This window comes from Pseudomonas mandelii, from assembly GCF_024138395.1.
Taxonomy (GTDB): Bacteria; Pseudomonadota; Gammaproteobacteria; order Pseudomonadales; family Pseudomonadaceae; genus Aquipseudomonas; species Aquipseudomonas mandelii_E.
The window spans coordinates 78,960-91,862 of sequence record NZ_JAMYDU010000004.1 but is presented as its reverse complement, the minus strand read 5'-3'; the positions used below and the strand labels follow the sequence as shown (position 1 = coordinate 91,862).

13 protein-coding genes are annotated in these 12,903 nt (G+C 58.4%); 9 read left to right on the top strand and 4 right to left on the bottom strand.

Annotated features, from left to right (window positions below; all coding sequences use genetic code 11):
• The first annotated feature begins 4 nt into the window (after positions 1-4).
• The 3 genes from NHU87_RS08910 to NHU87_RS08900 all read left to right on the top strand — a co-directional run bounded on the left by NHU87_RS08910 (position 5) and on the right by NHU87_RS08900 (position 2,784).
• The gene (locus NHU87_RS08910; RefSeq protein WP_253547539.1) at positions 5-955 is read left to right on the top strand and encodes a VOC family protein; all 951 of its coding nucleotides are present in this window, start codon (positions 5-7) and stop codon (positions 953-955) included.
• Between the two features lies 1 nt (position 956).
• A complete protein-coding gene (locus tag NHU87_RS08905; protein ID WP_253547537.1) occupies positions 957-1,841 on the top strand; it encodes a fumarylacetoacetate hydrolase family protein in 885 nt (294 codons plus the stop codon).
• Between the two features lie 157 nt (positions 1,842-1,998).
• A complete protein-coding gene (locus tag NHU87_RS08900; protein ID WP_253547535.1) occupies positions 1,999-2,784 on the top strand; it encodes an IclR family transcriptional regulator in 786 nt (261 codons plus the stop codon).
• A gap of 9 nt (positions 2,785-2,793) precedes the next feature.
• On the opposite strand, the gene NHU87_RS08895 is transcribed toward NHU87_RS08900, so the two are convergent.
• Complete coding sequence (locus NHU87_RS08895; protein ID WP_253547533.1) at positions 2,794-3,984, bottom strand: thiolase family protein; 1,191 nt, start codon at positions 3,982-3,984, stop codon at positions 2,794-2,796.
• Positions 3,984-4,382, bottom strand: a complete 399-nt coding sequence (locus NHU87_RS08890) for a Zn-ribbon domain-containing OB-fold protein (RefSeq protein ID WP_253547531.1) — start codon at positions 4,380-4,382, stop codon at positions 3,984-3,986. The genes NHU87_RS08895 and NHU87_RS08890 overlap by 1 nt, the downstream gene beginning before the upstream one ends.
• A gap of 139 nt (positions 4,383-4,521) precedes the next feature.
• Here NHU87_RS08890 and NHU87_RS08885 point away from each other — a divergent pair, with 139 nt between their 5' ends.
• From NHU87_RS08885 to NHU87_RS08870, 4 genes are all read left to right on the top strand, one after another.
• Positions 4,522-5,223 carry an SDR family NAD(P)-dependent oxidoreductase gene (locus NHU87_RS08885; RefSeq protein ID WP_253547529.1) on the top strand — a complete coding sequence of 234 codons (702 nt, stop codon included), beginning with the start codon at positions 4,522-4,524 and terminating at the stop codon, positions 5,221-5,223.
• A complete protein-coding gene (locus NHU87_RS08880) occupies positions 5,220-6,218 on the top strand; it encodes a fumarylacetoacetate hydrolase family protein (RefSeq protein ID WP_253547527.1) in 999 nt (332 codons plus the stop codon). The genes NHU87_RS08885 and NHU87_RS08880 overlap by 4 nt, the downstream gene beginning before the upstream one ends.
• Before the next feature lie 123 nt (positions 6,219-6,341).
• Positions 6,342-7,742 carry an aromatic ring-hydroxylating dioxygenase subunit alpha gene (locus tag NHU87_RS08875; protein WP_253547525.1) on the top strand — a complete coding sequence of 467 codons (1,401 nt, stop codon included), beginning with the start codon at positions 6,342-6,344 and terminating at the stop codon, positions 7,740-7,742.
• Positions 7,743-7,832: 90 nt separating this feature from the next.
• Positions 7,833-8,408, top strand: coding sequence for an aromatic-ring-hydroxylating dioxygenase subunit beta (locus NHU87_RS08870; RefSeq protein ID WP_253547523.1), 576 nt, complete (start codon positions 7,833-7,835; stop codon positions 8,406-8,408).
• Between the two features lie 84 nt (positions 8,409-8,492).
• Here NHU87_RS08870 and NHU87_RS08865 read toward each other — a convergent pair whose 3' ends face one another.
• A complete protein-coding gene (locus tag NHU87_RS08865) occupies positions 8,493-9,233 on the bottom strand; it encodes a DUF2889 domain-containing protein (protein WP_253547521.1) in 741 nt (246 codons plus the stop codon).
• A 101-nt stretch (positions 9,234-9,334) separates the two neighbouring features.
• Here NHU87_RS08865 and NHU87_RS08860 point away from each other — a divergent pair, with 101 nt between their 5' ends.
• The gene (locus NHU87_RS08860; protein ID WP_253547519.1) at positions 9,335-10,135 is read left to right on the top strand and encodes an SDR family NAD(P)-dependent oxidoreductase; all 801 of its coding nucleotides are present in this window, start codon (positions 9,335-9,337) and stop codon (positions 10,133-10,135) included.
• 199 nt (positions 10,136-10,334) lie between these two features.
• Here the strand turns inward: NHU87_RS08860 and NHU87_RS08855 are convergent, their stop codons facing one another.
• Positions 10,335-11,966, bottom strand: a complete 1,632-nt coding sequence (locus NHU87_RS08855) for an ATP-dependent acyl-CoA ligase (RefSeq protein ID WP_253547517.1) — start codon at positions 11,964-11,966, stop codon at positions 10,335-10,337.
• Positions 11,967-12,150: 184 nt separating this feature from the next.
• Between NHU87_RS08855 and NHU87_RS08850 the strand changes: the two genes are divergently transcribed.
• A complete protein-coding gene (locus NHU87_RS08850; protein ID WP_253547515.1) occupies positions 12,151-12,882 on the top strand; it encodes a TetR/AcrR family transcriptional regulator in 732 nt (243 codons plus the stop codon).
• The last annotated feature ends 21 nt before the right edge of the window (positions 12,883-12,903 follow it).

Genomic DNA, 12,903 nt, shown 5'->3' with positions numbered 1-12,903 from the left:
TAACGTGGACATCATCGGTATCGGTTACATGGGCTTCGAAACCCCCAATCTCGAGGCGTGGCGTGAGTACGGCCCGCAGGTGATGGGCTTTGGTATCGGCAAGAATCCCGAGAGTGACCCGGAGTCGCTGTACTTCAAAATCGACGATCGACGCCATCGCTTCGCTTTTCATCCAGGCAAGGTCGACCGAATTGCCTACATCGGCTGGGAAGCGGTGGGGCGCATGGCGTTCGAGGATGGCATCAAGAAGCTGGCGGCGGCCAATGTCGATTTCAGCCGTGGCGATGCTCAATTGTGTGAAAAGCGCGGTGTGCGCGAATTGGTGCGATTCCGCGACCCTGTGGGGTATCAGCACGAACTTTTTTACGGGCAAAAATGGCTGCCGCGCTCCTTCCAGCCAGGGCGTCCACACAGTGGTTTCCTGGCTGACGAACGGGGAGCGGGGCATGTGGTGCTGATTACCCCGGACTACACCCCAGAACTGGAAGAATTCCTGCTCAACGTCATGGGCTTCAGTTGGTATGGCGCGGGTGCGGGCAAAGGGCGAACCGGTTTCTTCCGCTCCAAACTCAACCATCACACCAGCCATGACATTGCGTATGGCCACGGGCCGGGACGCATGGGCGTGCAGCATGTCGGGCTTTTTGTGCGCAATGTGCGTGATGTCGGTGAAACCTACGACATCGTGCGTCAGCGTGAGCTGCCGATGATGATGACCCTCGGCCAACATGCCCAGGACCCGCACCTGTCGTTCTACCATTTCAATCCGTCCGGTTTTGCCTTCGAGACCATTGCTGAAATCGAGCCATGGCAAGGCGATCCCTATGAGTTGAACCCGGAAAAACTCAGCCTGTGGGGCCACGAAATGGTTGGCCCGATTCTCGGTGCCAGCGTCAAGACGCCGGAAGAAGTGCTCGACGCCGAGTACCTGCCGACGTACCTGGCCAAGCGCTGACATGCGTCTGGCGCGGGTCGAGGTTGCCGGGCAGTCGTTCTGGGCGTTGCTGGATGCGCAAACTGATCGCTTGCGGCGGATTAACGCGCCATTTTCCCACTGGGCCGGGCTGCGTACTGATCTTGCGACAGACGCCCTGGATCTTGGTGGCGTGTGGTTGCCGTTGTCAGCTGCACGCCTGCTCGCGCCTTTGGAACCGGGCGGTCGGGTGTTTGGTGTGGGCCTCAATTACCTCAGCCACCTCAAGCGCCTGGGCAGTGATGCGCCGGCGCACCCGCTGGCCTACATGAAACCTGAGTCAGCGTTGGTCGGTGCCAATGACGAAATCGACTATTCACCGCTGACCACCCAGCTTGACTACGAGGTCGAGCTGGTCGCAGTGGTGGGCCGACCGTTGCTGGATGAACCCCATGCCAGCGATTGCCTGCTGGGGTACACGGTGGGCAATGACATCAGTGCTCGGGATGCCGGCAAGCAGATTGGTCGCCTGGACTTGTTGACCCAGAAAGCCATGGACCGCACCACGCCGGTAGGCCCCTGGATTGTGACGGCGGACGAATTGGGAGTAACGGGGCAACCGGCTCTGGATATGCGCCTGAGCGTCAACTATGAACTGCGCCAGCAGGACAATACCCGGCAGATGATTTTTCCCCTGGATGAGCTGCTCAATTATCTGGATGCGCGCATCACTCTGCGTCCTGGCGACCTGGTGTTTACCGGTTCCACCCACGGCGTGGGTCTGGAAAGCGGGCGCTTTTTGCGGCCGGGTGACCGGGTCGAGGCTGAAATCGAAGGCATCGGCCGAATGTGCAATACCATTGCTGCGCCACGCCAGCTCAGCCCCGCACGTGCGAATGGGCGCCTGGGCCAGCCGCTGGATAAGTAACCTCCTGTTTTTGACCGTTGCAGACGCGCAGCAATGACGATGGGCAAGGGGGCGGCATCGACGCCGTTTTGCAATCGACTAATTCCCAGATAAAACTTTTACGTCGCTATTCATTCTCAGGCTAGAATGCCGGCACTTTAAAGTTATTGGAACGGGCATGGACTTCACTGACGTCAACGACAGCACCAAATCGGCCGGCGCAACCATCGTCAAGCCCGTTTCCAACGCCATACGCATCCTGCGCTACCTCAGCCAGGTGGGTACACCGGAACGTTCGGTGGACATCGCCCGGCAACTGAAGATCAACCCCAGCACCTGCTTCAATATCCTGCGCACCCTGGTGCAAGAGGAGGTGGTCGACTTCAGCGCCATGTCCAAGCGTTACTCCGTGGGCCTGGGGCTGGCGCGTTTAGTCGAACAGTTGGTCACCCAGGGCCACCGCGTACAGATGGCCAAACCCCTGTTGCAGAACCTGGCTGCACGCCTGCGGGTGACCATTACCCTGTGGCGCAAAATGAGCCCTGACCGCATCGTCATTGTCAGCTCCGCTGCCAGCCCGACCGATGTGCGCATCGATATGGCCGAAGGTCAGCGCCTGCCGATTCTGATGGGCGCCAGTGGGCGTTTGTTCGCCACGCAGATCGACCTCGACGACCCTGAGGTACAGAGCAGTTTTGAGACCATTCGCTGGGCTCAACCTCTGTCGCTGGAGGTTTACCGTGAGGAAGTGAGACAGGCTGCCGAGCGGGGTTGGGCAGTGGACGACGGACATTTCTCGGGGGGGATCCTTGCCATTGCGGCGCCGGTCTACTCACCTACCAACAGCATCGACTTCACCGTTTCAGCGGTGATGTTCCGTGGACAACGGGATGAAGAGGGCCTTGCCGAACTGGGCAAGGCGCTGATCGAGTTCTGTAACGAAGTGGCTGGCGTTCTCTACTGAGACTCGCGGTTACTCGCGTACCAGCAGCAGGCTACCCCCCAGCGGGCCGCCACCTGCGGCCACCGTACTGACGCGGTGTTCGCGGATTTGTCGGCCTTCGGCACGGCCCCACAGTTGCAGGCAGGCTTCATGCACGTAACCCAGGCCGTGGGTGCGCCCGCCAGACAGTTGCCCGCCATTGGTATTGATTGGCAAGCTGCCCTCCAGGGCGATGCGCGTGCCACCCTCGACAAACGCACCACTTTCCCCGGTCGGGCACAGGCCCAGGGCTTCCAGCCAGATCAGGGTCAAAATCGAAAATCCGTCATACAGCTGTGCAGATTCGACGTCCTGCGGGGTGTAGTCGGTGCGTGCCCACATCATCTGGCCGACATCGAAGGCGGCCATCTTGGTCAGGGAGATCTGATCCCACGACCATGGCTGGTTCAACGCCGCGCCCATGGCCTCGATGCGGATCGGTGTGTTCGGCAGGTCCCGAGCGATATCACGACGCGACAGGATGATGGCGGTGGATGCATCGCAATGCACGTCGCAGTCGAACATGCGCAGAGGGGAGGAAATCATCCGCGACGCCATGTAGTCGTCCATGCTCATGGGCGTGCGGTACAGCGCTTTGGGATTGCGCATGGCGTTCTGGCGACACGTCAGGGCTATTTGCGCCAGTTGCTCCGGTCGGGTGCCGTATTCATGGAAGTGACGTTGGGCATACAACGCCATCAGGTTGATGCCCGATTGCACATTGAACGGCGTAAACCACTGCCAGGCGTAGCTGCTGTCGCGACCTTGAGTTTTGTTGGTGAGAGCGCCCGCTTGTTTGTTGATCATGCGAGCCGACGCTTCGGTGATAGTGCGAAACACCAGTACGTGATTACACAGGCCCGCCGCAATCGCCATGGCACCGTTGATCACACCGGTGAGCGGGCCGGGCCCTTCGTAACCGCCGCCGAACCAGTTGACGTTGAGCCCAAGGGCGCTCTTCAGCGCGCTGGGTCCGACCGGTGAAAACGGGTCGCCATTGTTGTTGTCACCCGGCCAGCAGGCCACACCGTCGATGTCGCTGCGTTGCAGGCCAGCGTCGGCAATCGCTTCGAGGCAGGCATCCAGGGTCAGGCGCATCGCTGACTTGTGAGAGGGTCGTCCGACTTCCGATTGGCCGATGCCGGTGATGGCTACGTCTTTCTCATAACGATGATCGAACATCACTGATCCTTCTCGAACAGAGGCAACCACACATCCTCGACATTGAGGAAGCTGACCCGTACCGGCATGTCGATATGCACATCCGTGACCGGAATGCCCACGACGTTGCTCACGAACTGCAAGCCGGATTGTTCGACCAGCTCGATGATCGCCACCACATAGGGCACCTCCAGGTCGGGGGCCCACGCCTGATAGTTGATGGTGAAACTGAGCACTTTACCTTTGCCGGACACCGCCTGTGGCGCCACGTCAAAGCTTGCACAATGCGGGCATAGCGGGGCAGGCGGGTGGAAATACCGGCTGCAGGCCGCGCAGCGATGAATGAGCAGTTCGCCCTGTTCGCCGCCTTGCCAGAAGGCGCGGTTGTCGGCGTTGAGTGCAGGAAGTTTTCTAGGCATCAGCGGTCCGCGGGTGAGTGTTTGACTTGAAGTCATACGGTATCATTTGTACATATTTTCTAAAAGTGTCATATATTTGTTCCGACGAAGGCACGAATCGACCGTTCGCGCCGTAAAACAACAACAAGAGGATTTCGCGATGTCTCAGTCATTACTGGACAAGAGGGTAGTCGTCACCGGTGGGTTTGGTGCCCTCGGCAGCACACTTGGCAAATTCCTGCTGGCGCGTGGCGCCCGGGTCGCCTTGCTGGATCGTAGCGAGGCGCCTGCCGCCTTGCTGGGCACTAAAAATCTGCTGTGCCTGGGCGGTGTCGACCTGACCTCGACCGAATCGGCCAGCGCGGCGTTCGAGCAGGTCGCGGCGCAGTGGGGTGGCATTGATGGTTTGGTCAATGTCGCGGGCGGCTTTGCCTGGGAGACCGTCGAAGGCGGTAGCCTGCTGACCTGGGATCGGCTCTATCAGATGAACGTGCGTACCGCCGTGGTCAGCTCCCAATCGGCGCTGGCGCACCTGTTGGATTCCCAAGCAGGACGCATCGTCAACATTGGCGCGCTGGCCTCGGTCAAGGCTGCAACGGGTATGGGGGCTTATGCTGCCTCCAAAGCCGGTGTCGCCCGATTGACCGAAGCCTTGGCCGAAGAGCTGAAAGATCGTGGCGTGACGGTTAACGCCGTGCTGCCAAGCATCATCGATACACCCGCCAACCGTGCCGACATGCCTGATGCTGACAGCAGCCGCTGGGTGACGCCGGAGGCGTTGGCGGCGGTGGTGGCGTTTCTGTTGTCGGACGAAGCCGCTGCGGTAACCGGTGCGCTGTTGCCAGTGAGTGGCCGCGTATGAGACTGGTGACCTATACCGACGCCGAAGGTTTTGATCGCGCAGGTGCCTTGCTCAACCAAGACCAGCAGGTGCTCGACCTGCAAAGGGCTTACCGCTTGCTGGAAAGTCGCGACAGTGTGGCACTGAGCAGCATTCTGGCCTTGGTGGAGGGCGGTGAGCCGGCGCTGGAATTGGCCCGTTCGCTGGTTGCCAAGGCACCCTCGGCGGCGGTGCTGGAACGTGCCAGTGTGAAGCTGCGCGCACCGATCCAGCCACCCCCACAGATGCGCGACTGTTCGTGCTTCGAATTGCACCTGCGCCAGAGCTTCGCTGCGGCCCGTCGCGCCCGCGCGCTACGTACCGAAGATCCGGAAGCTACTTTGAAAGCGATGAACACTCGTGCCGACGACCGGGTGATCGAGACCTTCAACAAGCAGCCCATCTACTACAAGGGCAACCGTTTCGCGGTGATTGGCATCGACGATGAATTCCAATGGCCGAGCTTTAGCCGGGCGATGGATTTCGAACTGGAGTTCGGTTGCTACATCGGCAAGCGCGGCAAGGACATCAGCCGTGAAGCGGCCCGTGGGCATATCGTCGGTTACACCATCTTCAACGACATGAGTGCGCGCGACGCCCAGGCCCTGGAAATGCCCGGCATGCTCGGTCCGGCCAAGAGCAAGGATTTCGACACCGCCAACATCATGGGGCCATGCCTGGTGACCGCCGATGAACTGGGTGATCCCTACGACCTGAATATGGTTGCCCGGGTCAATGGGCAGGAGTGGGGGCGCGGCAATACCCGTGATATGCGCTGGAGTTTTGAAGACGTAATTGCCCATGTGTCCCGCTCGGAAACCTTGTACCCCGGTGAGTTTCTTGGCTCCGGCACGGTCGGCAACGGCTGCGGCCTTGAGCAATTGCGTTATTTGAAACCTGGCGACGTGGTTGAACTGGAGATCGACGGCATTGGTGTGCTGCGGACTCAAGTGGGCAAGGCGTCGGGAAAGGAATGACGATTACGTGAATGGCGGAAGAATTCACTTACATCTCGACAGTGAATTCTATGTACACAAATAGGAAAAGTGTCTTATATTTCGTCGCGACTACCGTTGTGACGCTCTGATCAGGAGGCAATCATGCTAACAAGAACAAGCCCCGTATTGTCTGATGGAACCAAGGTCTCGGACCTCATCTATCCTTCTAGCCGTGAAGTACAAATGCGCGTGTTGTCTGACCGCGAAATTTACGACCTGGAGATGGAAAAAATCTTCGGCAAGATCTGGGTACTCCTGGGTCACGAGTCGGAAATCCCTAACTCCGGTGACTTCATGGTCCGTGACCTGGGATCCGATTCGGTCATTGTTGCCCGTGGCAAAGAGGGCGAGGTGTTTGTAAACCTCAATGTGTGCCCGCATCGCGGGATGCGCATCAGCACCGCCGATTGCGGTAATACGCAAATACACAAATGCATTTATCACGGTTGGGCCTTCCGCCCGAATGGCGACTTTGTTGGCTCGCCCGTTGAGCGCGAGTGCATGCACGGTAAGATGTTGCCCAAAGAAGAACTGGGCCTGAAAAAGGCACGGGTCACGCTGTATGGCGGTCTGGTATTTGCTACTTGGAATATCGATGGGCCGTCGTTTGACGAGTTCCTGGGCGATGCCAAGTGGTATTACGACATGCTGTTCTGTCGCTCCGACAAGGGTATGGAAGTACTCGGCCCACCGCAGCGCTTCATCGTCAATGCCAACTGGAAAACGGCTGGCGAGCAATCGGCGGCTGACGGTTTCCACACGCTGACCTTGCACCGTTGGTTGGGTGAAGTGGGTAATTACGCCAAGAAAGGTGAGGGCGAAACAGCCGACCTCAGCCCGGAAATGATCGGCGTTGAAATCAGCTCGCCGCACGGTCATGCGCTGCGCTGCATCGACCTGGCGCGCAAGATCAAGCGCCTGACCGGCCTCGATCCGGCAGAGTTGAGTGTGCAGCAAAAGCTCGAAGCATTGCCGCCTGCCGGCATGACCGCCGACATGGTCGAGCAGTTGGCTCGCAATCTGACCGAAGATCAATTGAAAGTGCTCACCAGCATGCCGCCGCAGGTCGGTGGGATGTTCCCGAACATTCTCTTCGGCTTTGTCTACATTCCGCAGCCGGATGGCACTGTTGTCGGCTCGATGACCCTGCACGCTTACGTACCGCAAGGTCCGGACAAGCTCGAGTTCGTCAACTGGGTGTTTGCCGAGAAAGACGCCTCCCCGGAACTGCGCGACAAGATGCTCAAGCAAACCATCCAGCTGTTCGGCACCTCTGGCATGGTTGAGCAGGATGACTCCGACACCTGGCCGCACATGACCCTGGCCGCCAAAGGCGCGATGGGCCGCAAGAGCACGCTGAAATACCAGGCCTGCTTTGAAACCGGTGCACCTGAAGGCTGGCCTGGCCCCGGCATCGTCAATGAAGGCTTCACCAAGGATGATACCCAGTGGCACTGGTGGTTGTACTGGCACGAGCTGATGACTGCATCGGACGACCAGTAAAACGCCCGTCAGGCCTGGTTCGATTGCGGTCCTCGCGGGCCGCCGTCGCCGGTAACAGCATTAACAAGAATAAAAGTGAGGGAATGACTCATGGCTCAGGTTCAACAACGCGGTGTGGAGGATATCCAGCCGGGTTCCCCAGTCGGTACCAAACGGGTGCCGGTGGGTTCGCCGATATACAACGATGTGGTGACCTTTCTCTACGAGGAAGCCACGCTGCTCGACCAGATCCGTCTGCAGGAGTGGGCCGAACGCCTGGACACCGACCTGGTGTACACCGTGCCGCTGCGTCAGACGCGCTTGGCGTCCGAACTGAAAACCACCATCGTGCGCAGTGTTCAGCATTACCACGATGATTACCGCTCGATCATGGGTCGCATTTTGCGCCTGTCCGGCAAAAGTGCCTGGGCGGAAGATCCTCCTTCGCGTACCCGGCGTCTGGTGACCAACGTGTTTGTCGAAGAAACCGACAAGAGCGATGAGTTTGTGGTGACCAGTTACCTGCTGCTGACCCGTAGCCGTTTCAAAGACCACCATGTCGATATCATCAGTGGCGAGCGGCGTGATGTATTGCGTCTCGGCGAGGCGGGCTTCAAGCTGGCACGGCGCGAAGTCATCATCGATCAGGCGGTGCTCGGAACGCCCAATCTGGCCGTTTTCCTCTAGGTTTTATCGGCGGTCTGGTTAGCGTCCGGATCGCCGGGCCTTGAGGGCATTGGTCGCACTGCTGTTGACGCAAAAGCGGTATGGCTAAAGTCTCTGCCTAAGCCACGCCTGGTCCTGGGCACACAACTCTAGCTGTTGATGGCTGAAGTCCAGGGTCGAGCCCTTCATGCGCAGTGCCTGTTCGGCGCGCTCGGGTTGTTGGCTGTAACACCGGGCGGTGCTCGAGGCGTGAACCTGCTCGTCGAGGTTGTAGGCGCGTCCCATCGAAATCAGCGTGCAGCGGCGAAGTAGCAGAGCCGCTTCGGCGGTTTCCTCACTGAGGGCGTTGAGTGCCCAGCGTGCCATGCCTTCGCGAAGGTTGATGCCGGAATAGGGCGCGGGTCCTTCGATCATTGTGCCGTTCACGTCCCAGGTCAGGTCTTCATTGCCATCGCGTATCAAGATGGCGCGGGCGCGGTTGTCGATGCGCTGGCCGATACTGATTTCATAGCGACGTTGGTGGGTACCGCGTGCGGCAGCTGCAATGGCCAGACCCGCCAAGTCGAACAGGTGGGTGCATTGATGACTGGCGTCGGCCTGCCGGGTGACGGAGTGGGCTATCCGATCCAGTTTCATGCCCAGCAACTGCTGTAATCGACCGCAAGCCTGCGGGCACAAGGAATAGGGGTAACGCAGTGCTTCACCGCCAATGGCGGTGACTTCACCTTCATGGTGGCGGACCCATACACGGAAGTGGTGGAAGTCGTCTTCCAGAGCGGCGCGGACTTCACCCGTGCCATTGGCATGATGAGCAATGATGTCCACGCGGCGACGAAATACAGTCATCCTCAATATCCTTGTTCCAGTACTGTTCAGCCTGAAGAAATCAGTTATATTTGAACACTATAACCAAAAATGTTCACTAAAAAACAAGAATTGGAGTGACTATGGCACTGCTAAACGAACAGGTTGCGCTGATTACCGGTGCAGGTGGCGGAATTGGCCGCGGCATTGCGCTGAACTTTGCCAAAGAGGGCGCTGCTGTGGTGGTCGCCGAACTGGATGTCACCAGTGGAGAGGCCGTAGTCGCCGAACTGAAAGCGCTTGGCGCCAAAGCGGTGTTCATCAAGACCGACGTGTGCAGCAAGGCCGATATCGAAGCCGCCGTGCAATTGGCCGTTGATCAATTTGGTGGCCTGGACATCCTGGTCAACAACGCCTTCGCACCCACCCCCAATGTCCTTCTGGAAGACAAAACCGATGCAATGCTGGAGCAAACCCTCGGCTCTACGGTGTGGGCTGCCTGGTGGGCAATGAAAGCCGCGCTGCCCCATATGAAAGCGCGGGGCGGCGGCAAGATCATCAACTTCTACTCCATCGATATCGAGATCGGCGCCTGGCTGCATGGCGACTACAACACGGCGAAGTCAGCGATCGTCGGGCTGACCCGCAGCGCGGCCTCTGAATGGGGGCGCTTCAACATCCGCACCAATGCCATTGCCCCTACCGCGATGGGCGCCACCTTCCACAAACTCGCCGCAGAAAACCCAGGCTTTGCCGAAATGTCCGCTTCCATGCGTCCGTTGGGCCGCTGTGGCGAGCCTGAAGCCGACATTGGTCCGGTGGTGGTATTCCTCGCTTCGGAGATGTCGCGCTTTATCACCGGCGAGACCATTCACGTCGACGGTGGTCTGCATCTGCCTGGTTACAACTCCCGCCCCAAAGGCATTCCCGTGCGGGAATACTGATTGCCCCACCCGTTAATGTAGGAGCAGAGCTTGCTCGCGATGAACTCAAGGACGCCGCATCTCACCAGAATGTATGCGTTATTGTTAGCGACCATCGCGAGCAAGCCCGCTCCTACGAAAAGCGGCACCAGACCCAAGAAACGCGAAAGCCCGCTTCTAAGCGGGCTTTCTGTGTTGACGCGTGCCAGGTAAGAGGCGGTTACTTCTTGGACACCACGATCGATGTCGTTTCCAGATCCCAGGTGGTTTGAGTTTTACCTTCATCGCGCAGCAGATACTTCAGCACTCGACCCTGCGGATTTTTCGGCAAGCTGCTGCGAAACTCGATGTAGCGCGGCAGGGCGTAGTAGGGCACCGAATCTGTGGCCCAATGGAACAGTTGCTCCGGTTCAAGGGTCACGCCTTCATGCAACACGGCAGTAACCTTCACATCATCCTCGCCTCTATCTGACGGGACAGCGTGTACCGCCACTTCGGCTAGTGCCGGGTGAACAGCAAACGCTGCTTCCATTTCAAAGCTGGAAATGTTTTCACCCCGGCGGCGCATGTAGTCCTTCTTGCGGTCGACAAAGTAGAAGAAGCCATCATCATCGAACTTGCCAACGTCGCCGGTGTGGAACCACATATTGCGCATCAATTTCTGGGTGTCCTCCGGACGACGCCAGTAGCCCTGGAACATGATGTCCGGACGTAGCGGGCGTACCACGATTTCGCCCGCGCAGTTGGGCAGTACTTCCTGATCGAGGTCGTCGACGATTCTCACGTCAAAATCCGCAATACGTTTTCCCGACGAGCCGGGCGCGGCGTATTCCCCGGCAGCCAGCGAGGTGATGACGCAGGCTTCGGTCAGGCCATAGCCATTGCCGCCTACCAGTTTGGTACCGAAACGCTCGCGCCAGATTTTTTTGGTTTCTTCGGTGTAGGGGTTGCCACGCGCGGTATGGATCTGCCCGACGCAGCGCAGCATCGCTTCGTTATCTGGCGCCTGGGCGAGAAGGCCGCCCATGCCGCCCAGGATCGAGGCGATGGTCGCGCCCGAGCGCTCCACTTCGGGCCAGAAATTCGAGACCGAGAAACGCGGGAGAATGGCGGCGCGCGCGCCCACCAAAATGCTGGCGATGATCGATACGCACAGTGCATTCATGTGGAACAGCGGCAGCGGCGTGATGGTCACGTCATCGGCACTGGCTGGACCGGCACGCAATTGCAGGCGCGCCAGATTGCACATGAAGTTGTAGCTGATCATGCAGCCCTTGGAAGGGCCCGTGGTGCCTGAGGTGTAAATCAGACAAGCAAGGTCTGAAGGCTTCGGTTTATTGGCCAGCGGAGTCGTGTCATGGCCGCGCCATTCATCCAGTGACGCAATGCGAATCGGGCAATCAGGTACTGCCTCGAGCGCGCCGCGGTGAAGAATGTGGTGTACGTCTTGCAGTTGTTCGGCGAGCGGCGTGATGCGCGGCAGGTAGGCTGCTTCGCAGATCACCACCGAGGTGCCGGTATCGGCGATCTGATGGCGGAGAAACTCACCCTTGAGGGCGGTGTTGATCGGCACGCTCACGGCGCAGAGCTTGTTGATGGCCAGCCAGGTGGTGACGGCATCGATGTTGTTATCAAGCATTGTCAGCACGGTTTCACCGGCTTTAACACCTAGCGAGGTCAATGCATTAGCCATTTTGGTCGAGAGTGAGTCAACCTGAGAATATGTGTATAACTCTCCACTGAAATCCAGCAATATTTTGTCTGGATGCCTTGCTACCGCACGATCTAAAGCATCGATGACAGTGTCTCGTTCTCCCACTGCCCACGTCTTTGGATTTCCACTGCTGCCCATCAGTTTTCTCCTTTTAGGCGCCCATCGCTGGTTGGGCTGCCTGATTTTATTTTGAAGAGAGAATTGGATTCTAAATACAAAATGTGAAAATGTCTTTAGCAATAAGTTGAACATGTCGTGTTATTTATGCACAGATCCTGTGTTAACGTTGCGCTATCTTTACTCTCCTTGAGCCCGTCAATCCATGCCAAAAGCCGCATCCCAGAAAGCAGAAGCGCCTACGCCGGCCTCCAGAACGAAAAAAAAAGCGGTGCCTGATGCAGGGGCGAGTCCGGTTAAACCGGTCGAGCGACGTCCCGCCGCCAATGGAGGGGCAGGGGCCAAGGTCAAGCCGAATCGCCGTTCTGAAGAAACCATCGCCAACATCCTCAAAGCCACTGAAGAAGTCGTGCTGATGTCTGGCGCGGATCGTATTTCGATTCTGGATGTGTGCCAGGTGGCGGGTGTTTCGCGTGGTACCTTTTATCGCTATTTCGCCTCACAAGAAGACTTGCTGGACACTTTTTCACGGCATAAACGCGAAAGTTTTCACAGCTCGCTGTCGCAGGAACTGGGTCATATCAGTGATCCGGAAGCGCGCCTGAATGCGCTGTTTGCCTATCTCGACAACTACCTTGAGCAAAGTCGGGCTCGGCGCCTTCTGGTGGTCGCCCCTGACTATGCACTGGGCTTCTTCCGGCGGATTTTCCACGATTCGATCGTGCGCTTTCAGGATGGCCTGGGCATTGTTTTCGACGATTGGGACGAGCGCCTCGGGGTACGTCTTGACCGTGAACTGATCTGCGAAATGATCATTCGTTATGTGTTGAGCGAAATCCTGGTGCCGGAAGCAGCGGGGCGACGCTTATTCCCGGTGCGCGTGAAAAAACTGCTAGGCGCGCTGATCATGGGTTCCACCTCGCGCACCCGCCGCTGACCTTCAAGAATCACCCATCGT